This is a genomic window from Stappia sp. G46H5W, from assembly GCF_058448995.1.
In genome coordinates, this window is sequence record NZ_JBZFLL010000001.1 from 226,251 (window position 1) to 250,446 (window position 24,196).

A 24,196-nucleotide genomic window follows, 5' to 3' on the forward strand; every position below is an offset into this window, starting at 1 on the left:
CCGCGGGCGGGACAGCCTGCGGCGAATGGCGGAGAAGATGTCGGACGCGCTCATAGACGTGGTGCTCGGCGGCGGCGGCGACGTCGTCGAGAAGGCACCGAAGAGCGAGAAGCGAACGGAAGCGATCTCGGCGGCCCTCAAGGAGGCCAGCCGGCGCATCCGCTCGAACCGTCGCGTCATCGGCGGCGGCGGCTTCAGGCGCCGCCGCGGCGAGCGGCTGTTCCTGCTGTCCATCGCCGCCAGCTGGCTGCTTCTGGTCCTGCTGCCCGCCCTGGTCGCCGGCGTCTATTTCGGCCTTGTCGCCTCGGACCGCTACCAGTCCGAGATGCAGTTCTCCCTGCGCAACTTCAAGACCACGACCCCCGCCTCCTTCATGTCGCTGACCGGCCTGCCCACCGGCAACCTGATGCAGGAGGCCATGGTGGTGGAAAGCTACGTCCACAGCCGCGCGCTGGTCGACCGGCTGCAGGAGCGCACCGACCTGTTCGGAAAGTTCAACTCGGGCGGCATCGACTATTTCTCGCGGTTTCCGCAAGGCGATCCGATCGAGGATTTCATGGACTACTGGCGCGAGCGGGTCGGCGTCCATGTGGAGTCCCTGTCGGGCATCGTCACCATCACGGTGCAGGCCTTCTCGGCCGAAGACGCGCAGGAGGTGAACCGGCTGATCCTCGAGGCCATCGACGAACTGGTCAACGACCTGTCGGCCCGCGCCCGCACGGATCTCCTGCAGTTCAACCGCGAGGATCTCGACCAGGCGCAGGAGCGGCTTAAGAAGCTGAGCGAGGACCTTGCCAACCTGCGCAACACCACCGGCCTGCTCGATCCCGAGACCTATGCCAAGTCGATCTCGGCGGTCGCGACCGAGCTGGAGGTGCGCCTCACCGATATGAAGGTGCGGCGCCAGACGTTGCTCGGCTCGATGAATGCCGACACGCCGCAGATGCAGTTCCTGACCCGGCAGATCGAAACGCTGGAAGGCGAGATCGCGCGCCTGCGCCGCGAGATCGCCTCGCCCGGCAGCACCGGCGAGACGCTCTCCACCACCAAGGCGCTGTTCGACCGCTACCTGCTCGACCAGGAGATCGCCCGCAAGCAGTACACCCAGGCCAGTCTCGAATACGAGCGCGCGCGGCTGGACGCTGACCGGAGGCAGGTCTATACGGCGGTCGTGATGCAGCCGACCCTGCCGGAGGATGCCGAGTATCCCCGCCGGATCTGGTCCTGGACCGTGGTCCTGGTGCTGTGCGTCGCTGCCTGGGGCGCGCTTGTCGGGCTTGCGGTGCTGGTCCGCAACCATCTGGCGGCATGACCATGAATGCGAGGCTGGAGCACGTGCTGCGGGCCGCATGCCCGCATGCTGCAGAACCCGCGAGGCGCTGGACGTGACGATGCAAAGACTGCTTTCACGACGCCCCGGCACCAAGGATCGGGGCAACAAGGCGCAAGACGCGAAGACGGGACACAAGCCGGCAAGGGCCGAGGCCGTTGCCGCCCGCGCCGTGTCCGTGACCGGCGGCGGCACCGATGCGGACGCCCTTGCACCGCGCCGCCGCGGCCCTCTCGCGCGCGCCGGGGCCCAGGTCACCGGCCTGGTGAAGACCGTCCGCGAGGACCTGAAGGAACTGCGCGAGACCGATGCGAGCGGCCGGCGCGGCGGCGGGCTCTTGCGCACCTTCGGCATCTTCGTGATGATCCCGACCCTTCTCGCCGCGCTCTATTTCCTCGTTCTGGCCTCCGACATCTTCGCCTCCGAGACCCGCTTCATGGTGCGCAGCGGCGACACCCAGCAGGAGGTCGGCACCGGCACGCTGGCCATGGTCGCCAAGGTCGCCGGCGTCTCGGGCACCAGTCCCGACAGCTTCGCCGTGCTCAACTACGTCAAGAGCCGCGCGATCATCGAGGATGTCGGCGGCAAGGAGACCATCTTCCGCCTGTACAACCGCGACCGCGGCGACTTCTTCGCGACACTGGAAAGCGACGCGACCTGGGAAGATATCGTCGAGTACTGGCAGAACCGGGTCACCGCCTCGCTCGACACCCAATCGGGCATCATCACCGTCGAGGCGACCGCCTTTTCCGCCGAGGAAGCGGACTGGCTGGCCCGCCAGGTGGTGGAAAAGAGCGAGACGCTCGTCAACGAGATTTCCCGGCGCGCCCGCGAGGAAGCGCTGCGCGTCGCCATGGCCGATGTGGAACTCGCCCGCACCGATCTTGCCGAGGCGCGCGAAGCGCTGCGCCGCTACCGGAACGCCAGCGAGATCATCGACCCGACCATGACGGCCGAGTCCATCGGCCAGGTCCTGTCCCAGCTGATGATCAAGCGGATCGAGCTCGAGGCCCGGCTTGAGACGACGGCCTCGATGATCGACCGGGATTTCGCACCGCGCCAGGTGATCGAGCGCGAGCTGGCCGAGGTCAAGGCCCAGATCGCCGAGCAGGAGGGCCTGCTGGCCTCGCAGGGGCGCAGCGGCGGCACCGTCTCGGACGTGGTCGCCAGCTTCGAGAACCTGCGGCTGGAGGAGGAGTTCGCCGCCAACCGCTACTCCATCGCCACCTCGTCCTTCGAGAGGGCCCGGCAGGAGACGGAGCGCCAGCAGCTCTACCTGGTCGAGATCGTTCGCCCCAGCGTGCCCGACACCGCGCTTTATCCGCGCGTTGCCGCAGGCATCTTCATGATCTTCTTCATTTCCTTCGTCCTTTGGGCGATCGCCTCGCTGATCGTCGCATCGGTCAAGGACCACGCGATCTGACGGGACAGCCCCGGGAGACCCTGCACAGTGCAGTTTCACATCGACCGACAGGCCAACGGCGTCCTCTCCGGCTGGATCGTGCCCAACAATCCTGGCGGCACGCCGCATGTGAAGGTCATCGTCAACGACGAGGAAATCGCCGTCATCGGCCCGAACGTGAACCGTCAGGACATCAAGGACCTGGGGCTTCACACGACGGGCTTCGTCGGCTTCCACATCGACGACAAGATCGTCAAGGGCATCCAGAAAGCCGACAACGTCCAGCTCGTCGAGCAGGAAACCGGGCTGATGGTGCACCGGCACACGGCCTCACCTTTCCGCATCGAAAAGCGGGTGATGTTCTTCAACCTTTGCGTCGTGCCGCAGATCCGCATGCGCAACATGGCGAGCAACCTGTTCAGCCTGACCTATACCAACAGCGAACGCATCACCTTCGCGACCATCTCCAGCATCCTGATCAACCACAACGCCCATTCGCAGTTCGTAATGGGCCGCAGCAATCACAACCGCATCGCCGAGTTCCTGCTGAGCCGCGAATACATGCGCATCGCGCTGCTGCGCGATCCCATCGTGGAGCTCGCCGAGCGCTTGATCATGATCAAGCAGATCTCGCGGTCCTCGAACCGCAAGCTGCTGGAGAACCTCGTCTCCGGACTCGAGAACCTGTTCGGCCTGTGCGAGACCCTCAACCTGGAGAGCGAGGAATCGCTGCGCGACGCCTTCACGCGGCTGCGCCCGCAGCAGGCGCAGGCGATTGCCGACCCCTTCGTACGCACGCTGGTCTGCGATCAGGGCGACGAGCCGGAAGAGCGGCATATCAGCATGGCGCTGGACCGGTTGGCCGAGTTCGATGCGGTCGGCGTCGAGGAGCGGATCGACGCGTTCAACACCTGCGTCGAGGAAGTCACGGGACGCGACATCTTCGGCGGCTACGAACCTTACGTGCTGCCGGGCACGATGGAGCTGGCCGAGCGGCTGCACGGCATCGAGAAGGTGCAGGAATATCTGGAATTCGACGCCCTGCTCTACCGCGAGCTGCGCGGTGTCATCGACACCGAGTTCGGCGCAGCCGCCCCCGCTCCGCCCGCCTCTTCCGGCATGCCGCAGGCCGCGCAGCGGCGTTGAAGCGCCCCCGTCCCTCGCGCCTCAGCGCTTGACGCAGCAGACCGCATAATCGAGGCGGCGGCCGTCGACATATTCCTGGTAGCGCATGGTGCCGGGCATGTCGGCCCAGTCGCTCGCATAGTCGCGGAACGGCCAGGGCACCCGCTCGATCAGCTCGCGGCGGCGCGGCACGTCCTCGGCGATGGCCGCAAAGACGTTCTCGGTGATGTCGACCACCTTGTGCACGTCGAGCCCGTTCTTCTCGCAGAGCTCGTCGACGATCTTGCGCTGGTCGGCGAAGGCCTTGTCCGTGTAGCCGACCGAGAAGCTCAGGACGCCGCCGGGGCGCAGCACGCGCGTCGCTTCCTTCATGAAGGCGTCCATGCCGACATAGCTCGCCGCGCCGACGCTGAAGATCATGTCGAAGGAGCCGTCGGCCAGCGGCAGGTCGCGGGCATTGCCCTGCAGGATGCGGATCGAGGGGATGTGCTGCAGGCGCTTGCGGCAGACGCTCACGGCGCTGGAATTGACGTCGACGCCGGTGATCCGCGCCTGCGGGAAGCGGTGATGGGCCACCTGCACGCCGCCGCCGAGGCCGCAGCCGATGTCGAGGATGTCGCCCCACTCCCCGCCCCCGTTGCCGGCAAGCTCCCGGGTGAACTCCCACAGCACCTTGTCGTAGAGCGTCGACTGCAGCGGCTCGCGGTCGAAGGGGGCCAGCTCCGTCCAGGGGGCCTCAGCCGGCGAGAATCCGCTGTTGAAGAAGTTCTGGTGGCGGGCCGGCGACAGCCGGTAGAGCGCGAAATAGATCGCCTCCTGAAGCTTGCGCTGGAGCGGCTTGGGCAGGTTCCGCTGGATGCGGCGCTTCAGGACATAAAGGAACGACATGCAGGTCTCCGGCGGCTGTTGCCGACCGTGTTACAGGCTCGCGCGCCGCTTGCCTACACCCTGCCGGCACTCCGGCGGCAGGTTCCGCCGGAGTGTTGCGCCGTCGCGCTAGGGATTACTGCCGGCCCGAACGGTGCGCCCAGCCGGTCATGCGCATTTCCAGCCAGGCCATCGCCGCATACATGACGATGCCGAGCACGGCGAGCGCAACGAGGCCCGCCCAGACCAGCGGCACGTTGAACTGCGACTGCGCCGCCAGCATCATGTGGCCGATGCCGGCATTCGCCGCCACGGTCTCGGAGATCACCGAGCCGACGAAGGCCAGCGTGATGGCGATCTTCAGCGAGCCGAAGAAATAGGGCATGGAGCGCGGGATGCCGACCTTCAGCATGATGTCCATCTTCTTCGCGCCGAGCGCCCGCAGCACGTCCTCCATCTCCGGCTCGATGGTGGCAAGCCCCGTCGCCACGTTGACGACGATGGGGAAGAAGGCGATCAGGAACGCGGTCAGCACCGCCGGCACCGTGCCGATGCCGAACCAGATCACCAGGATCGGCACGACGGCGACCTTGGGGACGGAGTTGAAGCCGATCATCAAGGGATAGAGGCCCGCATAGATCGCCCGGCTCCAGCCGATGGCCAGCCCCAGCGCCAGTCCGCCGGCCACCGCCAGCAGGAAGCCGACGGTCGTGGTGAACAGCGTCTGCAGCGAGTTCTTCCAGATCGGCGACCAGTACTTGACGATGGCGGCCCAGATGTCGGTCGGCGCCGGCAGGATGAAGACGGCGATGTCGAAGCCCTTGCACGCCGCCTCCCAGACGACGAACAGGCCGATGGTCCACAGCCAGGGGGCGGCCTTGATCCAGCGATCGTTGGTCATGCGGCGGCCCTCGCCTCGGCAATGTGTCCGCGCAGATCGTGGACGATGTCGTTGAAGCCCCCGTCATAGGTCAGGTCGATGGGCCGGGGGCGCGGGAAGTCCACCTGCCGCTCGACGATGATGCGGCCGGGGCGTGCGCTCATCACGAAGACGCGGTCGGCCAGGAACACCGCCTCGCGCAGGTCGTGGGTAACGAGAATGACGGTGAAGCCCTTTTCCGCATGCAGGTCGCGCATCACCTGCCACAGTTCCTCGCGGGTGAAGGCGTCGAGCGCGCCGAACGGCTCGTCCAGCATCAGCAGCGCCGGATCGTGGATCAGCGCACGGCAAAGGTTTGCGCGCTGCTGCATGCCGCCCGACAGCTGCCAGGGAAACTTGTCGCCGAAGCCCTTGAGGCCGACGATCTCCAGCAGGTTCTCGGCCCGGGCGACGTAGCTCTCGTATTCGCTCTTCAGCCGGCGCCGGTGCGGCTGGACGATCTCCAGCGGCAGCATGACGTTCTTCAGCGTCGTGCGCCAGGGCAGCATCGAGGGGTTCTGGAAGGCCATGCCGGCGACGGAGACGGGTCCGTCCACTTCCTTGCCGGCCACCTCGACCGTGCCCGCCTGCGGGCGGATCAGCCCGGTGGCGAGCTTCATCAGGGTGGACTTGCCGCAGCCCGACGGGCCGACCACGGCGGCGAACTCGCCCTTCTGCACGGCCATGGTCAGGCCGTCGAGGGCCAGCGTGCCATCGCCCCCGCCATAGGCAAGGCGGATGTTGTTGAGATCGACGAAACCTGTCACGGCCGGGCGAAACTCCAAAGGGTGATGCGGCCGCGCGGGCCGCAGGACGGGCGGATGCGCCCGGCACGAAGCGCCATGCGGGGGCCGCGCGCCAGGGGAGCGAGGAAACGACGCCCGCGCCTCCCCTTCCCCGCCTGTGCCGCCGGGAAGACGCGGCGCGGGCGTGGCCCCTTACTTGATCATGCGCTCCTCGACCGGCGGCAGGTAGGAGGGGTCGAACACCCGCTCCGGTGCCGGCGGAGTGTCGCTCACGCCCATGGAGGTCTTCAGGTATTCCATCGACTTGGCGAGCTTGGCCATGTCGACGCCGCCGAAACCGTTGGCCTTCACCGCCGGGGTGGCGATGGAGCCGTCCACGGCCATCAGGATGCGGTCGGTCTCGGTCGCCTGGTCCAGCACCTCGTTGCGCTTCAGCACGTAGGGCACGGAGGCCTCCGGGTCGGCGATCGTGTCGAGGAAGCCGCGCACCAGCGCCTTGACGAAGCCCTTCACCGCTTCCGGATTGCTCTCGGCGAAGTCGGTGTTGACCATCACCACGTTGCCGTAGAGGTCGAGGCCGTTTTCCGCCATCAGGATGGTGGCGATGTCGTCCACCGGCACGCCCTGCGATTTCAGGTTGATCACCGAGGAGAAGGAGAAGCCGAAGATCGCGTCGACCTGGCCCTGGGCCAGCATCGGCTCGCGCACCGGGAAGCCGACATTCTCGATGGTCATGCCGGACGTATCGAGCCCGGCGACGTCGACGAAAGCCGGCCACTGGCCGAAGGCGGCGTCCGGCGGCGGGGCGCCGAGCTTCTTGCCTTCCAGGGACTTCGGATCCTCAGTGACGCCGAGGCTCTTGCGGCCGATCACCGCGAAGGGTGGGCGCTCGTAGGCCATCATCACGGCCTTGACCTTCAGGTCCGGCTGCTCGTCCAGCAGCTTGATCAGCGCGTTGATGTCGCCGAAGCCCATCTGGTAGGCGCCGGTGGCGACCCGCGGGATCGATTCGCGCGAGCCCGCGCCCGTGTCGATGGTGACGGAGAGGCCTTCCTCGGCGAAATAGCCCTTGTCCTGGGCGATAAAGAAGGGAGCGGCCGGGGCCTCGAACTTCCAGTCGAGGGTAAACTTGATCTCGGTTTCCGCCATCGCGGCCGGAGCGGCCAGCGTCAGGGCGAAGGCAATGCCAAACAGTCTGCGCATAGGGTCCCCACTGGTGTTTTTATGAAGGGTCACCAGCAAGACTGCCCCGCAATTGCCCATCTATCAAGCAATTTTGGCTCACGCTCAATTAGCGTGCAAGGCCGCCCAAAAAGACGGCAAAACCGGCCGGAGGCATCGCTTCCGGCCGGTTTTTTCGGCATTTCGCCTCAGGCCCTAGAGCCCGAGATAGCGGATCACCTCGTCGGCCAGGTCCTCGGCCGACCGCGACACCGTGTCGAGCACCAGTTCGGCGCTTTCCGGCGCCTCGTAGGGGCTGTCGATGCCGGTGAAATTGCTGATCTCGCCGGCCCGCGCCTTGCGGTAGAGCCCCTTGGGATCGCGCGTCTCGGCCACTTCCAGCGGTGCATGGACATGGATCTCGACGAACTCGCCCGGCGCGAACAGGTCGCGCGCCATCTGCCGGTCCGAGCGGAACGGCGAGATGAACGACACCAGCGTGATCACGCCCGCTTCCGTGAACAGGCGCGAGACCTCGCCCACCCGCCGGATGTTCTCCACCCGGTCGGCCTCGGAGAAGCCGAGGTCGCGGTTGAGCCCGTGGCGCACATTGTCGCCGTCCAGCAGGAAGGTCAGCCGTCCTTGCGCATGCAGCCGCTGCTCGACCAGGTTGGCGATGGTCGACTTGCCGGCGCCCGACAGGCCGGTGAACCACAGCACCCGCGGCGTTTGCCCGGTCAGCCTTGCGCGGGCCGCCCGGTCGATGTCGAAGGCCTGGCGGTGGATGTTGTCCGCCTTCCTGAGGCTGGCCCAGATCAGGCCCGCGCCGACCGTCTGGTTGGTCAGCGGGTCGATCAGCACGAAGGAGCCCATCTCGCGATTGACCTCGTAGGGGTCGAAGGCGATGGGCGCGCTCAGGTGGATCTCGCAAAAGCCGATCTCGTTCAGCGCCAGCGTGCTCGCCGGCAGATGCTTCAGCGAATTGACGTCGATGCCGTGCTCGATGCGCGCCACCACGCCGGTGGTGCTGCGCTTGCCGGCCTTGATCACGTAGTTGCGGTCGGTGCGCAGCCCCTGGTCGCCCATCCAGATCACGTGGGCGCTCAGGCGGTCGGAGACCTCCGGCCGGCTTTCCGGCGTGCTCAGCACGTCGCCGCGCGAGATGTCGACCTCTTCCTGCAGGGTGATGGTCACCGCATCGCCCGCCACCGCCTCGTCCAGGTCGCCGCCCATCGTGGCAATGCGGGCCACCGTGGCAACGCGCCCGGACGCGGCCACCGCCACCTTGTCGCCGGGGCGGATCGCGCCGCTGACGACGGTGCCGGCATAGCCACGGAAGTCGAGATTCGGGCGGTTCACCCACTGCACCGGCATGCGGAACGGGCCCAGGCGATCCTCGCCGGCGACATCCACCGCTTCCAGATGCTCCAGCAGGGTCGGACCGTCGTGCCAGTCCATCGCCTCGCTGCGGCGGGTGACGTTCTCGCCGGTCAGCGCCGACATCGGGATCACTTCCAGCGTCTCGAAGCCGAAGCCTTGCGAGAACGCTTCGTACTCCGCGCGGATCCGCTCCAGCACTTCGCGGTCGTAGCTGACCAGATCCATCTTGTTGACGGCCACCACCACGTGGCGGATGCCCAGCAGCGAGACGATGAAGGAGTGGCGGCGGGTCTGCTGCAGCACGCCCTTGCGCGCATCGATCAGGATGATCGCCAGATCCGAGTTGGAAGCGCCCGTCGCCATGTTGCGGGTGTATTGCTCGTGGCCGGGCGTGTCGGCGACAATGAACTTGCGCGCCTCGGTGGCGAAGAAGCGATAGGCGACATCGATGGTGATGCCCTGCTCGCGCTCGGCCTCCAGGCCATCGACCAGCAGCGCGAAGTCGAGTTCCTCGCCCTGCGTGCCGTATTTGCGCGAGTCCTTCTGCAGGGCCGCCACCTGATCCTCGAACACCCGCTTGGTGTCGTGCAGCAGGCGTCCGATCAGCGTGGACTTGCCGTCGTCGACGCTGCCGCAGGTGAGAAAGCGCAGCAGCCCCTTTTGTTCATGATCGCCGAGATGGTCGACCGCCTGACCGGCGAGAGAAGGCATTGCCTGGTTCATCGTTCAATCCTCAGAAATAGCCTTCGCGCTTCTTCTTTTCCATCGACGCCGCCTCGTCGTGGTCGATCAGCCGGCCGGAGCGCTCCGACGTGCGGGCGATAAGCATCTCGGTGACGATTTCGTCGAGGGTGGTGGCGGGCGACTCGATCGCCGCCGTCAGCGGGTAGCAGCCGAGGGTGCGGAACCGCACCTGGCGCATCTGCGGCACCTCGCCGGGGCGCAGCGGCAGCCGCTCGTCGTCCACCATCACCAGCATGCCGTCGCGCTCCACGACCGGGCGCTCGGCCGCGTAGTAGAGCGGCACGATGGGGATGTTCTCGGAGCGGATGTACTGCCAGATGTCGAGCTCGGTCCAGTTGGACAGGGGGAAGACGCGCAGCGATTCCCCCGGGCGCACCCGCGTGTTGAAGATCGACCACAGCTCCGGGCGCTGGTTCTTGGGGTCCCAGCCATGCGAGGAGGTGCGGAAGGAGAACACCCGCTCCTTGGAGCGCGACTTCTCCTCGTCGCGCCGCGCGCCGCCGAAGGCCGCGTCGAAGCCGTAGTGCGACAGCGCCTGCTTCAGCGCGTCGGTCTTCATCACCTGGGTGTAGTAGGACGAGCCATGGTCGAACGGGTTGATGCCGTCGGCCAGTCCCTGCTGGTTGCTGTGGGTCAGCAGTTCCATGCCCGCTTCCGCCGCCATCCGGTCGCGGAACGCGATCATCTCGCGGAACTTCCAGGTCGTGTCGATGTGGAGCAGCGGAAACGGCGGCGGCGCAGGGTAAAACGCCTTGCGCGCCAGATGGAGCATGACGCTCGAATCCTTGCCGATCGAATAGAGCATCACCGGTCGCAACATCTCGGCGACGACCTCTCGGATGATCTCGATGGATTGCGCCTCCAGACGGCGCAGATGGCTTCCCCGGTTGGACACGGACGTCTCCTCGTGCACGAGGCCGGGAGAGGCACGAAGACGGCGGGAGCGCCCCTGCGTCCCCGTTCCGTCAACTGCTCCCGGCAGCTATCGTCCACGACTTAAGGAGCCGCGCGCACAAGCGCGAGAAACAGGATTGCCGACAAGCGGCGCTCCTTAAAAAATCTCTGTCATTTCGCAGCTTTTGCGGACGCTTCGACGACCCTTTGGGCCGCGATGACAGCGGTGGAGACTGGCGACGCGTTCCCGCACGGCGCTCACTCTCGCGCACCGCCCTCTCGGTTCGTCATCCCGGGCAAGCGAAGCGCGACCCGGGACCGGAGAGCCGAGGGAGTGTGAGGTGCGCTCAGAAAAAGAGGGAATCACCCTGCCTCCCCGATGCCAGATCTTCGGTCTTCGGCCTCGTCCGGGAAGACGCTGGGGAGAGGTTGGAGCGACAAACACCTGCCGAGGGTACCAATGGGTCCCGGCTCTCCGGCTTCGCCTGCGGCCGGGATGACCTCGGAGAGAGAGGCATGGCCTCGAATCCCCTCTGCCGTCACCCCGGACGAGCATCGCGAGATCCGGGGCCTATTCGTTCCCGGAGCGGGAGCGAGGACACTCGAGCCCTCCCGCACTCAGCGTTCCTTTGGCGTCAGCCGGCAGCGGACGCCTCGGCCACTTTCGCGGCGGCCGCGCGCACCAGGTCGGCCGTTCCCGCCGCCAGAAAACCCGGATTTGCGAAATCCGAGTCATGCGGCTGGTTGCGCTTGCCATAGAGGAAAGGCTCGCCGTCGAGGCGGCAGACGCTGCCGCCGGCGGCCAGCAGCACGCCGTGGCCTGCGGCCGTATCCCACTCCATCGTCCGCCCGAAGCGCGGATAAAGATCCGCCTCCCCGCGCGCCACCAGGCAGAACTTCAGCGACGAGCCGACGCTGACCGTATCCGTCACACCCATTGCGGAGAGCAGCGCGTCGGTCTCCGCGTCCCGGTGCGAGCGGCTGGCCACCGCAACCGGCGGCACCTTCGGCTCGGCCCGCACGCGCAGCGGCACGACCTCGCCGCCGGCGCCGGCGCTGTCCACCGCGACCGTCTCCTCCACCGCACCCTCGCCCAGCCGCCCGAGATAGAGCGCACCGCGATGCGGCGCGTAGACCGCGCCCATGACGGGCACGCCCTTTTCCACCAGTGCGATGTTCACCGTGAAGTCGCCGCGGCCGGAGATGAACTCGCGCGTGCCGTCCAGCGGATCGACGAGGAAGAACCGCTCGCCGACAGCCTCGGGCAGCCGGCCGGCGGAGACTTCTTCCTCCGCGACCACCGGCACGCCCGGAAACGCCTTGGCAAGTCCGGCAAGGATGATCGCCTCGGCCCGGCGGTCGGCTTCGGTCACCGGGCTGTCGTCGGCCTTGCTCTCTACCGCGACGCCGCCGTGGAAAAAGTCGAGCAGCACCGCGCCCGCCTCGAGGCAGAGCGCCCTGAGCGCCTGCATGTCGTCCGTCATCCGCATGGCCTGTCTCCGGTCATGTGTTGCGCGAGAGGTGATCTGTCGGGCGCGTCAGCCGATGGAAAGCGGCGTCTTGCCGATGCCCTGATAATCGAGGCCGGCGGCGATCACATCCGAGCCCTGCCAGATGTTGCGCATGTCGACCACCGCGCGCCCGCGCATGCGCCGGGCGATCTCGGCAAGGTCGAGGCCGCGATAGGTGTTCCACTCGGTGATCACCGCAAGGACGTCCACCTCGTCGGCGACGTCATAGGGGTTGGCCCGCCACTCCAGGCCCGGCAGCAGCGGCTCGGCCTGGCCGCGCGCCTCCGGATCGTGGGCGACCACGGTGACGCCGGCCGCCTGCAGCGCCGGTACGATCACCAGCGAGGGGGCGTCGCGCACGTCGTCGGTATTGGGCTTGAAGGCGATGCCGAGAATGCCGACACGCTTGCCGGCAGTGTCGGGCCCGAGCGCCGCCAGCACCCGTTCGGCCATCTGCCGCTTGCGCTCCTCGTTGACGGCGATCGTGGTTTCCACCAGCCGCTGCGGCGCGCCGTGCTTCAGGCCGGTGGCGGCCAGCGCGGTCGTGTCCTTGGGGAAGCACGAGCCGCCGAAGCCGGGACCGGCATGCAGGAACTTGGAGCCGATGCGGTTGTCGAGGCCGATGCCGCTCGCCACCTTCTGCACGTCGCCGCCGACCTTCTCGCACAGGTTGGCGATCTCGTTGATGAAGGTGATCTTCACCGCCAGGAAGGCGTTGGCCGCGTATTTGGTCAGCTCGGCATTTTCCAACGAGGTGACGAGGATCGGCGTCTCGCGCAGGTAGAGCGGCCGGTAGAGGCGGCGCAGCGCGGTTTCCGCACGCTCGTCCTCGGCGCCGACCACCACGCGGTCGGGACGCATGAAGTCCTCGATGGCCGAGCCTTCGCGCAGGAATTCCGGGTTGGAGGCGACGGAGAAGTCGACGCCCGGCCGCTCCTCGCGGATGATCTCGGCCACCTTCCGGCAGGTGCCGACCACCACGGTCGACTTGATCACGACCACCGTGCCCGGCCGCATCGCCTTGGCGATCTGGCGCGCGGCGGCATAGACGTAGGTGAGATCCGCCTCGCCATCGCCGCGGCGCGAGGGCGTGCCGACCGCGACGAAGACCACATCGGCCCTGGCCACGGCCGTGTCGAAATCCGTGGTGAAGGACAGGCGCCCGGCGGAGAGGTTCCGCTCGATCAGCCCGTCGAGGCCGGGCTCGTAGATGGGCACCTCGCCCGCATTGAGCCGCTCGATCTTGCTGGCGTCGATGTCGACGCAGGTGACGTCGAAGCCGAACTCGGAAAAGCAGACACCCGAAACCAGGCCGACATAGCCGGTGCCAATCATTGCGATACGCATGCGTGCTCCTGGACTTTCCTGGAAAGAGAGGGGCCTTGCGGTCGGGCGGGAGGCGGCGCCGCGGGGCCGTACCGGTGCTGTTCACGTCACGATCTGCAGGCGGAACCCCGACAGGCGTCCCGGGTCCTGGCGTCCCTTCGGGTCTCGTGCGCTGCGCGCACGGTCCCAGCGTCAAGGCATGCCGGTCCGCTGCGTTCCTGTTCGCTTGCCACCGGTTTGTCAACCCGCTAACACGGCTGAGGCGGGCACGCGCGGACGGGCGTTGTGCGCGCCGCCGCGATCAATTGGCGGCGATCATCGGCAGGAGGGGAACATGGCAGTTCTTGTGACCGGCGGCGCCGGTTACATTGGCAGCCACATGGCTTGGCGCCTGCTGGACGCGGGCGAGCGCGTCGTCATTCTCGACAGCCTTCAGGGCGGGCACGAATGGTCGGTGCCCCCGGCTGCCCTTTTCCACCGCGGCGATGTCGCCGATGGCCAAGCCCTTGCCCATGCGCTGGATCTCGCCGGCGAGCCGGTCGACGCGGTGCTGCATTTCGCCGGATCGGTCTCCGTGCCCGAATCCGTCGAACATCCCGAGAGATACTATCGCAACAACACCTGCGCGACGCTGGCGCTGGTCGAGGGATGCCGCGCGGCCGGCATCTCCAATTTCATCTTCTCCTCCACCGCCGCCGTCTATGGCGAGGTCGGCGGCCGCCCGGTGAACGAAAAGGCGCCGACGCAGCCCGCCTCGCCCTATGGCATGTCCAAGCTGATGAGCGAGCGGATGCTGTCCGACATCGCCGGCGCCCACGGGCTGCGCTGCGGCGTGCTGCGCTATTTCAACGTCGCCGGCGCCGATCCGCAGGGGCGCACCGGCCATTCGACGCGGGGCGCGGGGCATCTGCTCAAGGTCGCCTGCGAGGCCGCGCTCGGCCTGCGCGACGGGCTGACCATCCACGGCATCGACTACCCCACGCGCGACGGCACCGCCGAGCGCGACTTCATCCACATCGCCGACCTTGTGGAGGCGCATTACCTTGCCCTGCAGAAGCTGCGGGCGGGCGATGCCGGCTTCACCCTCAATTGCGGCTATGGGCGCGGATACACCGTCCTGGAGACGATTTCCGCGGTGAAGCGCGCGTCCGGCAAGGACTTTGCCGTGCGCACCGGCCCGCGCCGGCCCGGCGACATCGCCAGCGTCATCGCCGACAACCGGCAGATTCTCGCAAGGCTCGACTGGACACCTGCCCATGACGACATCGACATGATCGCAGGACATGCCCTTGCCTGGGAGCGCAAGCTTTTGCAACGCAGCGAGAGCTGAGTGTCATCATCTTGAAAGATGAGACATTTCAGATAGCGGGCTCAAAGATTCCGTAAGGGCACAAATATCTGGAGAAATCCATGCTGCGATGCAATATTGCCTTATTATCGACGCTTTGAAGACCGCCTCGTCTTGATATATTGAAGTTCCCCCCGATACCGCTTCGCGAACCTGCTTCGAGGCTGGGGGGCAAGATGCCCGGCGGGGGACGGCGGCAGGAACCGTCCCTGGTCGAAGGCTGGGCGATGGACTGGATCCGGCGGGTCGGATCCATGAAACGGATCCGGGGGCGGATCCGGTTTCGGGCCGGCAGGGCCCGGCACGGCGGGTGCAGGGGACATGCAACCCGACGACAACATCCGGTGGCATCCTCGCGGGTCGCCGCCGCTTGGCAGCATTGGCTCGCAAGAGCCGCTACGGAAGAGTTCTGGATGTCCTTGCGCGCGAATAACACTGTCATCACCGGCTATTCGGCACGCCTTCCCGGTGCCGGGACAGTGGAGGCCTTCTGGACATTGCTCGACGACGGGCTGTGCTCCGTCAGCGAGATACGCCCCGACCGCTTCGACACGCGCGGCTTCCACCATCCGCGCCCCGGCACCTCGGGCCGCAGCTTCACCTTCGCCGCCGGCCAGATCGACAACGTCTGGGGCTTCGACGCCGGCTTCTTCGGCATTTCCCCGCGCGAAGCGGTGCAGATCGATCCGCAGCAGCGGCTGCTGCTGCAGGTCGTGTGGGAAGCCATCGAGAATGCCGGCCTGCGCCCGTCCGATCTCGCCGGCACCCAGACCGGCGTCTATGTCGGCGCCTCGGGCCTCGACTATCACCAGCGGCTGCTGTTCGACCTGCCGTCCGTCGACATGCAGACGATGACCGGCAACACCCTGTCGATCATCTCCAACCGCATCTCCTACATCTTCGACCTGCGCGGGCCGAGTTTCACGCTCGACACCGCCTGTTCGTCCTCGCTGGTGGCGCTGCACCAGGCGGTGAGCGCCATCGAGAGCGGGCAGATCGACACGGCCATCGTCGCCGGCGTCAACTTGCTGCTCAGCCCCTTCCCCTTCATCGGCTTCGCCCGCGCCTCGATGCTGTCGCCGCAGGGCCTGTGTCGCGCCTTCGACGCCTCGGGCGACGGCTATGTCCGTTCCGAGGGCGCGGTGGCGATGATCCTGCAGCGCGACACGACCGCGCGCGAACCGCGTGCCCGCATCCTTGCCACCGGCATCAATGCGGACGGACGCACCGCCGGCCTGTCGCTGCCCTCCTCGCCGGCGCAGAAGACCCTGCTGGAGAGCATCTACAGCGACGAGCTCGGCATTTCGCCGGACGATCTCGCCTTCGTCGAGGCGCACGGCACCGGCACCCAGGTCGGCGACCCGGCCGAGGCCAACGCGCTCGGCACCGCCATCGGCCGCAAGCGCGGCGCCCCGCTCCCCATCGGCTCGGTCAAGACCAATGTCGGCCACCTGGAGCCGGTCTCCGGCCTCGTCGGCATCCTCAAGTCGGTGCTGGCGCTGCGCCATGACCGGCTGCCGAAGTCGCTGCATTTCAACGAGCCGAACCCGAACATCGACTTTGCGGGCCTCAACCTTGCCGTTGCCGCCGAGCAGGTCGAGCTGGCGCGGGGCGCGCGTCCGCGCCTTGCCGGCATCAACTCCTTCGGCTTCGGCGGCACCAATGCCCACACCGTCATCGGCGACGTCGCGCCGCAGGGTGCCGAGGACAGCCGCGTGCCGGACACCGCGCCGCTGGTGATCTCGGCGCGCTCGCAGGCCGCACTGCGCGAGCTGGCCGGCCGCTATGCCGCGCTTGTCGAGGATCACGGCGACAAGGCCGGCGCGGTGATCGACGCCGCCGCCCGCCGCCGCGACCTGCACGACCATCGCCTCGTCGTGCTCGGCGACAGCACCGCAAAGCTGTCCGCCCTGACCGCCTTTGCCGGCGGCGAGGATGCGGCCGGCGCCATCGAGGGCAAGACCGCCCCGCGCACCCGCGGCGTTGCCTTCGCCTTCTCCGGCAACGGCTCGCAATGGGCCGGCATGGGCCAGGACGCCTATTCCGGCGACAAGGCCTTCCGCGAGGCGCTGGAGACCGTCGACCGGCATTTCATGGCCGTTTCGGGCTGGTCGCTCGTCACCATGCTGTTCTCCAAGGACCTGGAGACGGAGATCGAGCGGACCGAGATCGCCCAGCCGCTGCTGTTTGCCGTCCAGGTGGCCCTCGTCACCGCGCTGAAGGCGCGCGGCATCGAACCTTCCGCCGTGCTCGGCCACAGCGTCGGCGAGGTCGCCGCTGCCTGGTGCTCGGGAATGCTGGATCTGGCCACCGCCACGCGCATCATCCATGCCCGCTCGACGCAGCAGGAGGTGGTGCGCCATCTCGGCAGCATGGCGGCGCTCCTGCTGCCGGCGGAGGACGCGCGTGCGGCCATCGCGGAAGCCGGCCTGCCGGGCATCGAGCTCTCGGCCATCAACTCCCCGCGCAGCGTCACCATCTCCGGCCCGTCGGAGAGCATCGACGCCTTCGCACGCCTTGCCCGCAAGAAGCGGTGGGCCCTGCGCAAGCTCAACATCGCCTATCCGTTCCACAGCGCGCTGGTCGATCCCATCGAGACGCCGCTGCGCGAGGCGCTCGGCACGTTGACCTGCAACGCCCCGGCGATCCCGTTCCTCTCCTCCGTCACGCCGGAGCAGGACGAGATCACGCCGGATGCCTCCTACTGGTGGGAGAATGTCCGCCGCCCGGTGCGTTTCACCGATGCGGTCGCGCGCCTTGCCGAGCAGCCGGTCGACCTCGTCGTCGAAATCGGCCCCAAGGCGGTTCTCACCACCTATGTGCGCGATGCGCTGCGCAGCATCGGCAACCAGACGCCGGTGCTCGCCAGCCTCGAGGCGCCTCGCAGCGAAGGCGCGCCTCTCGCCGATATCGACACCATCGCCGCGCGCATCGTCGCCCATGGCGCTGCGCCTGATCTCGACCTGTATGTCGGACCGCAAGGGCGCAACCTTCCGGTCCTGCCGGACTATCCCTGGCAGCTCACCCCCTTCCTGGCGCCGGAGACGGACGAGCGCATCACCGCCCATGGCGAGCGCGGCTGGCCGCTGGCCGGCAAGCGCCTGCGCCCGGAAACGGCGGAGTGGTTCAACGTCATCGACCTCGACCTGCTGCCGTTCCTCGCCGATCACAAGGTGGAGCAGACCGCCGTCTTCCCGGCTGCCGGCTTCATCGAGATGACCCTGCGCGCCGCCCTGCAGTGGACCGGCGAGGCGCGCATCGAAGTGCGCGACCTGGAAATCCTGCGCCCGCTCGTGCTCGACGAGGGCAAGACCTTCGAGACCATGGTGCGCCTGTCGCCGGACGACCGGGTGATCGAGGTCCATGCCCGCCCGCGCCTTTCCGGCGCCGACTGGTCGCTCTACGCCAAGGCCGGCTTCCGCACGCTGGCCGGTGCAGCGGACGCGCCCGCGCCGCAAGCGGACACAGCCGGCACCAAGGTCTCCCATGACGAGATCTACCGGCTGACGCTGGCGCATGGCCTCGACTACGGCCCGGCCTTCCGCCTTGCCGATACCGCCGTCCTGTCGGGCGAGCGCGAGGCGCGCCTCGGCCTGCTCGCCCCGGCCGCCACGCCCGAGCCGGGCACCTTCGCCCTGCACCCGGCGGTCGCCGATGCCGGCTTCCATGGCCTCTTCGCCCTGCTGGGGCAGCGGGCCGAGCCGGCCGAGGGCGGCTTCCTGCCGATCCGCTTTTCCGGCATCGAGCTGCATGCCCCCGCTTCCGTTCCCGTTGCCGTGCGCATCCAGGTCGAGAAGGGCAGCGCCCGCTCTCTGGTCGCCGGCTTCGACTATCTCGACGCCGAGGGCGGCCTCGTCGCGCGCCTGACGGGTGCCCGCTTCAAGGCGGTGCAGTTCCACATGACTGAGCGCGACCATGGCCTCACCTACCGCGTCGTCTCGCGCCTGCTGACGCCGGCCGATGCGGGCGAGGCGCATGTCCTGCCGCTTGCCGCGATTGCCGGCGACCTCGGCCTTGTGGCGAGCGAGGACTACGATCCCTCGGACGCCGCCCTGCTGGCCGACGCGCTTGCCCGCACGATCGCCCATCGGGCGCTCCATGACGTGCTCGGCGGCGCGCCCCTTGTTCTTTCCGCCAAGGTTCGCGACGGTGCCCTGCACGAAAGCGCCGCGCCCTTCGCCGCCCATTTCCTCGAGCTTCTCGCCCATCACGATCTGGCCGAGGAGGAAGACGGCAAGTGGCGGATCGCCGATCCCGCCGACGGGCTCGACCCGGCCTCGCTGGTGCAGACGCTGGTCTTCGAGGCCGGTGCCCATGGCTCGCAGGCGACCCTGCTCGCACGCCTTGCCGACGACCTGCCGGACCTTCTGCGGCAGGGCCTGCCCGCCAGCGCCGGCGATGTCTTCGCCTCGGCCCTGCTGGCCGGCTGGCGCAATGCCGATCCGGCCGCACAGGCCCTGCGCCGCGCCTGTCTCGACATCGCCGGACGGGCCGTTGCCGACTGGCCGCAGGACAAGCCGCTCTCCGTTCTGGTGCTCGGCGAGCGCTCGTTCCCCGTCGCCCGCCATCTCGACACGCTGCTGTCGCCCTATAACGCCACGCTCACCGTCGGCGATCCCTCGCCGGGCGCTGCCGAGCGACTGCGCCGCAACTGGCAGGGCAGCGCCCAGACGCGCTTCCTCTCGCTGGAGGACGGCGCCCTTGCCGAGGGCGGCCCCTACGATTTCGCCGTCTGCTGCGACACGCTGAGCGGCGCAGGCGATGCGGTGCTCAAGGACCTTGCCGCGATGCTGTCGCCCGGCGGTCAGCTGCTGGCTCTTGAGCGCACGCCGTCCAGCGATGCCGAACTGATCCTGGGCACCGGCGCCGACTGGTGGACGCCCGTTCCCGGCTCGCCGCGTCCTGCCACCCCGCTGCTCGGCGGCGAGGGATGGACCGCCCGCCTTGCCGCATTCGGCTTCGGCGAGGTCGAGGCCCTGCCGCTTGCCGGCGGCGAGGTCGATGCCAGCATTCTGATCGCCCGTGCGCCCACCCTCCCCTCCGGCCGCTCCGCTGCCAACAGCAACGGCGCTGCGGAGAGCGAGGCGGAGCTGCGGCGCATGGCCATCGTCTGCGACGTGGACGGTCCCTCGCGCGCCGTCGCCTCGGCGCTGCGCCAATGTCTGAAGCCGCACCGCATCGACGCGGTGCTGGTGGCCGGCGGCGCCCCGGCGGCCAATGACGAAATGATGGTCGCCGATCTCGACGATCCCGCCGTCTGGGACGAGGCCACGCCGCTTGCCGCCGCCGCGCGCGACGGCATCGTCCATCTCGCCGGCGCCTATGCCCGCACCGGTTCCGGTGAGGATGCCAGCGCCGCTCTCTCCGCCCGCACCTGGCAGCTGGCGCAGATGCTCAAGGGACGCGGCAGCGCGGCCGGCCCGATCATTGTCGTCGCGCCGGAAGGCGCGCGCGCCCCGGCCTGCGGCACGTCCCCCGATCCGCTGCAGGCGGGCGTGTGGGCCTTCGGCCGCGTCGCCATGAACGAGTTCCCCTCCGCCGGCCTGCGGCTCGTCGATATCCGCAAGGATCTCGACGCGAGCGCTGCCGCCCTGCGCCTTGCCGCCGAGATCGTCGGGCTGGACCGCACCGACGAGCGCGAGCTGGTCATCGACGGCGACACCCGTCTCGGCCTGCGCCTGGAGCGCGGTCCGGAGCTGCCGCAGCCCGGCACCGGCGCGGCGGACGAGGGTACCGGCATCCTGCGCCTCGACATCGCCCAGCAGGGCTCGCTCGACCGCCTGTCGTGGTCGCGCCTTCCCGCCCGTGCCCTTGTCGACGACGAGGTCGAGATCGCGGTGGAGGCGAGCGGCCTCAACTTCCGCGATGTGATGTGGGCGCTCGGCCTGTTGCCGGAAGAGGCGCTGGAGGACGGCTTCGCCGGCCCGACGCTCGGCATGGAGTGCGCCGGTACGGTCGTTGCCACCGGCCCGCAAGCGCGCCGCCTGCGCCCCGGCGACAAGGTCATCGCCTTTGCGCCGGCCTGTTTCGCCAGCCGCGTCACGGTCTCGGAAAAGGGCTGCGCCCGCACGCCGCAGGGGCTCGCTCCGGAAGCGGCGGCGACCATCCCCGTCGCCTTCCTCACCAGCTATTACGCGCTGCACCGGCTCGCCCGGCTGGAAGCGCACGAGACCGTGCTGATCCATGGCGGTGCCGGCGGCGTCGGCCTTGCCGCGATCCAGGTCGCCCGCCATATCGGCGCGACGATCATCGCCACTGCCGGCAGCCCGGAAAAGCGCAGCCTTCTGCGCCAGCTCGGCGTCGACCACGTGCTCGATTCCCGCTCGCTGACCTTCGCCGACGACGTGATGCGGCTGACCGGCGGCAAGGGCATCGAGGTGGTGCTCAACTCGCTGTCCGGCGAGGCGATGGAGCGCAGCATCGAGGTTCTGGCCCCCTTCGGCCGCTTCCTCGAGCTCGGCAAGCGCGACTATTACGAGAACACCCATCTGGGCCTGCGGCCATTCCGCCGCAATCTCAGCTATTTCGGCATCGATGCCGACCAGTTGCTGATCCATCAGCCGGCCCTGGCCGAACGCCTGCTCGACGAGCTGATGCAGCTCTTCGCCGGCGGCGCGCTCTCGCCGCTGCCCTACCGCGCCTTCGAGGCCGACGAGGCGGTCGCCGCCTTCCGCCTGATGCAGCAGGCCGGCCATATCGGCAAGATCGTCATCCGCCCGCCGCAGCAGCCCGCCGCCCCGCAGGCTGCGCCCGCGCCCTTCCGCTTCGAGAGCGAGGCGGGAAGCCTCGTTGTCGTCGGCGGCTTCGGCGGCTTCGGCGCGGCGCTGATCGGCCGGCTCGCCGACATGGGCGCGACACGCATCGACGTCCTGTCGCGGCGCGGCGCCACCACGCCGGAGGCCGCCGCCCTGATCGAGGAGATGGGCCGCCGCGGCGTTACGGTCGTCGGTCATGCGTGCGATGCCACCAGCGAAAGCGCCGTCACGGCCGCGCTTGCGGCGATCCGCAAGGATGCCGGTGCGATCCAGGCCGCCTTCCACACGGCGATGGTCCTGCACGACACCCTGCTTTCCAACCTCACCCGCGAGCAGCTCGACGCTGTGCTGGCGCCGAAGGTGCGCGGCGCGCAGCTTCTGGACCGGCTGACCCGGGGCGATTCCTTGCGCCAGTTCGTGCTGTTCTCCTCCGCCACCACGCTCGTCGGCAATCCGGGACAGGCCAACTATGTGGCCGCCAACGGCTATCTGGAGGGCCTTGCTGCCCGCCGGCGCGCCGAAGGCCTGCCCGGCCTCGCGGTTGCCTGGGGCGCGATTTCCGATGCCGGTTACCTTGCCCGCAACGCCGATGTCGGCGACCTGCTGGCGCGCAAGCTCGGCCGCCACGCGCTCACCGCGCGCGAGGCGCTGGACGGGCTGGCAACGCTCATGGCCCTGCCGCAGGACGACGCGGCCGCGGCCGCGCCCGGCTATGCCCGCATCGACTGGGCGGCGGCGCGGCGCGATCTCGCCCTCCTCGCCACGCCCTTCGCCGAGCGGCTGGGGATCGCGGCCGGCAATGACGGGGCCGGCGAAGGCGGCACCATCGATCTTGCCGCACTGGTCAAGGGTCTCGACCGCGCCAGCGCCATCGCCAAGATCTGCAAGTTGCTGGCCGTGGAAATCGGCCGCATCCTGCGCATCGGCGAGGACGATATCGACCCGGCGCGTCCGCTGACGGAAGTCGGCATGGATTCGCTGATGGCGCTGGAGCTGCGCATGGCGGCGGAGCGCCAGTTCGGCATCGACATCCCGCTGATGTCGCTCGCCAACGGCGCAACGCTCAGCGACATGGCCACCCGCATCGCCGACCAGGCCCTGTCGGGCGTCGCCGGCGTTGGCTCGGATCTGTCCAGCGAAGCCCGCACCAACGCCATGCAGCATCTCGGCGACGACGTGTTCGACGGCGACGCGGAGGCGCTGGCCGATGTGGCCGCCGAGGTCGAGGAACGCACCCGCAACGTCCGCTCGCTGCTATAGTGGGCGATGCGGGCGCAACGCCCAGCTCTCGAGGAGACGACAACTTGGACCAGCACGGCAGCAAGTCGGACGAGCGACGCGAGCTGATGGCGAACCTTCGCGCCGGCCACAAGGCGGCGCGTCAGCGCCAGCCCGCGCGCCCGGCCGTGCAGGCCCCGCCGCCGCCCGGTCCCGCCGCCTTCGACTTCTCCGAACTGCCGCAGCTGCGCCAGTTGCGCATGCACCGGGCCGCTGCCGATCTCATCGGTCTCGACAACCCGTTCTTCCGCCCGCATGCGGGCGTTGCCGGCGCCACCACGGTGATCGACGGCAAGACCTACGACAATTTCGCCTCCTACAACTATCTCGGCCTGAACGGCCATCCGGAGGTGAACGAGGCCGCCACCCGCGCCATCGCCACCTACGGCACCAGCGCCTCGGCCAGCCGCGTGGTGGCCGGCGAGCGGCCGATCCACCGCGAGCTGGAGGAGCGCCTCGCCCGCCTGCACGGCGTCGAGGATGCGGTGGTGATGGTCAGCGGCCACGCCACCAACGTCACCGTCATCGGCCACCTGATGCAGGGCGACGACCTCATCCTCACCGATTCCCTGGTGCACAATTCGGTCACCGAGGGCGCGCGCCTGTCGGGCGCGGCGCGGATGAACTTCCCCCATGGCGATCTCGACGCGCTGGAGCAGATCCTCTCGCAGAACCGGCACAAGTTCGACCATGTGCTGATCGTCGTCGAGGGCATCTACAGCATGGACGGGGACTATCCCGACCTTGCCCGCCTGATCCGCCTGAAACAGAATTTCGACTGCTGGCTGCTGGTCGACGAGGCCCATTCCGTCGGCGTGCTGGGCGCCACCGGGCGCGGGCTCGCGGAGCAGTATTCCGTCGATCCGCGCAGCGTCGAGATGTGGATGGGCACGCTCTCCAAGACCTTCTCGGCCTGCGGCGGCTACATCGCCGGCTCCAAGGCCCTGTGCGACTACCTGCGCGCCACCGCGCCCGGCTTCGTCTTCTCCGTCGGCCTGTCGCCCGCGCTTGCCGGGGCGGCCATCGCCTCTGCCGACCTCCTGGAGCGCGAGCCCGAGCGCGTGCAGCGGCTTGCGGCCAACGGCCGGCGCTTCCTGGAGCGCGCAAGGGCCGCCGGCCTCGACACCGGCCCCAGCGCCGGCCTCAGCGTCATTCCGGTCATCGTCGGCGATTCCATCGGCGCGGCAACGCTTTCCAACCGCTTGCTGGCACGCGGAATCAACGCGCTGCCCATCGTCTTCCCGGCGGTCGCGGAAAAATCCGCCCGCATCCGCTTCTTCATCACCAGCGAGCACAGCAGTGATCAGATCGACCGCGCGGTCGATGCCACCGCCCAGGAGCTGAAGACAATGCGGGAAGAGAATGTCGGCTTCTCGTCGCTGGTCAAAAGCGTCCGCCAAACCAGTTAAG

14 protein-coding genes are annotated in these 24,196 nt (G+C 68.4%); 6 read left to right on the forward strand and 8 right to left on the reverse strand.

Annotated elements, in window-relative coordinates; genetic code table 11:
• Positions 1 to 25 precede the first annotated feature (25 nt).
• From ACVJ6E_RS00875 to ACVJ6E_RS00885, 3 genes are all read left to right on the forward strand, one after another.
• Positions 26 to 1,312 carry a hypothetical protein gene (locus ACVJ6E_RS00875; RefSeq protein WP_120270870.1) on the forward strand — a complete coding sequence of 429 codons (1,287 nt, stop codon included), beginning with the start codon at positions 26 to 28 and terminating at the stop codon, positions 1,310 to 1,312.
• 79 nt (positions 1,313 to 1,391) lie between these two features.
• Positions 1,392 to 2,753, forward strand: a complete 1,362-nt coding sequence (locus ACVJ6E_RS00880; protein WP_120270869.1) for a KpsE/RkpR family capsule polysaccharide export protein — start codon at positions 1,392 to 1,394, stop codon at positions 2,751 to 2,753.
• 27 nt (positions 2,754 to 2,780) lie between these two features.
• The gene (locus ACVJ6E_RS00885) at positions 2,781 to 3,878 is read left to right on the forward strand and encodes a hypothetical protein (protein ID WP_120270868.1); all 1,098 of its coding nucleotides are present in this window, start codon (positions 2,781 to 2,783) and stop codon (positions 3,876 to 3,878) included.
• A 21-nt stretch (positions 3,879 to 3,899) separates the two neighbouring features.
• On the opposite strand, the gene ACVJ6E_RS00890 is transcribed toward ACVJ6E_RS00885, so the two are convergent.
• From ACVJ6E_RS00890 to ACVJ6E_RS00925, 8 genes are all read right to left on the reverse strand, one after another.
• Positions 3,900 to 4,745 carry a class I SAM-dependent methyltransferase gene (locus tag ACVJ6E_RS00890; RefSeq protein ID WP_067222230.1) on the reverse strand — a complete coding sequence of 282 codons (846 nt, stop codon included), beginning with the start codon at positions 4,743 to 4,745 and terminating at the stop codon, positions 3,900 to 3,902.
• 115 nt (positions 4,746 to 4,860) lie between these two features.
• A complete protein-coding gene (locus tag ACVJ6E_RS00895; protein WP_067340180.1) occupies positions 4,861 to 5,625 on the reverse strand; it encodes an ABC transporter permease in 765 nt (254 codons plus the stop codon).
• A complete protein-coding gene (locus ACVJ6E_RS00900; protein WP_120270917.1) occupies positions 5,622 to 6,410 on the reverse strand; it encodes an ABC transporter ATP-binding protein in 789 nt (262 codons plus the stop codon). Before ACVJ6E_RS00900 ends, ACVJ6E_RS00895 begins: the two co-directional genes overlap by 4 nt.
• A 171-nt stretch (positions 6,411 to 6,581) precedes the next feature.
• On the reverse strand, positions 6,582 to 7,592 hold the full coding sequence (locus ACVJ6E_RS00905) for an ABC transporter substrate-binding protein (RefSeq protein ID WP_120270867.1): 1,011 nt from the start codon (positions 7,590 to 7,592) through the stop codon (positions 6,582 to 6,584).
• A gap of 174 nt (positions 7,593 to 7,766) precedes the next feature.
• A complete protein-coding gene (gene cysN, locus ACVJ6E_RS00910; RefSeq protein WP_120270866.1) occupies positions 7,767 to 9,653 on the reverse strand; it encodes a sulfate adenylyltransferase subunit CysN in 1,887 nt (628 codons plus the stop codon).
• Between the two features lie 10 nt (positions 9,654 to 9,663).
• Positions 9,664 to 10,569, reverse strand: a complete 906-nt coding sequence (cysD, locus tag ACVJ6E_RS00915) for a sulfate adenylyltransferase subunit CysD (RefSeq protein WP_120270865.1) — start codon at positions 10,567 to 10,569, stop codon at positions 9,664 to 9,666.
• Between the two features lie 634 nt (positions 10,570 to 11,203).
• The gene (gene cysQ, locus ACVJ6E_RS00920; RefSeq protein WP_120270916.1) at positions 11,204 to 12,052 is read right to left on the reverse strand and encodes a 3'(2'),5'-bisphosphate nucleotidase CysQ; all 849 of its coding nucleotides are present in this window, start codon (positions 12,050 to 12,052) and stop codon (positions 11,204 to 11,206) included.
• Positions 12,053 to 12,106: 54 nt separating this feature from the next.
• Positions 12,107 to 13,426 (reverse strand): UDP-glucose dehydrogenase family protein, encoded by a 1,320-nt coding sequence (locus ACVJ6E_RS00925; protein ID WP_120270864.1) that lies wholly within the window; start codon positions 13,424 to 13,426, stop codon positions 12,107 to 12,109.
• Positions 13,427 to 13,739: 313 nt separating this feature from the next.
• Between ACVJ6E_RS00925 and galE the strand changes: the two genes are divergently transcribed.
• The 3 genes from galE (at position 13,740) to ACVJ6E_RS00940 (ending at position 24,195) form a co-directional block, all read left to right on the forward strand.
• Complete coding sequence (gene galE / locus ACVJ6E_RS00930; RefSeq protein WP_120270863.1) at positions 13,740 to 14,735, forward strand: UDP-glucose 4-epimerase GalE; 996 nt, start codon at positions 13,740 to 13,742, stop codon at positions 14,733 to 14,735.
• Positions 14,736 to 15,166: 431 nt separating this feature from the next.
• Complete coding sequence (locus ACVJ6E_RS00935; RefSeq protein WP_120270862.1) at positions 15,167 to 22,768, forward strand: type I polyketide synthase; 7,602 nt, start codon at positions 15,167 to 15,169, stop codon at positions 22,766 to 22,768.
• A gap of 86 nt (positions 22,769 to 22,854) precedes the next feature.
• Positions 22,855 to 24,195 (forward strand): aminotransferase class I/II-fold pyridoxal phosphate-dependent enzyme, encoded by a 1,341-nt coding sequence (locus tag ACVJ6E_RS00940; protein ID WP_120270915.1) that lies wholly within the window; start codon positions 22,855 to 22,857, stop codon positions 24,193 to 24,195.
• Position 24,196 lies beyond the last annotated feature (1 nt).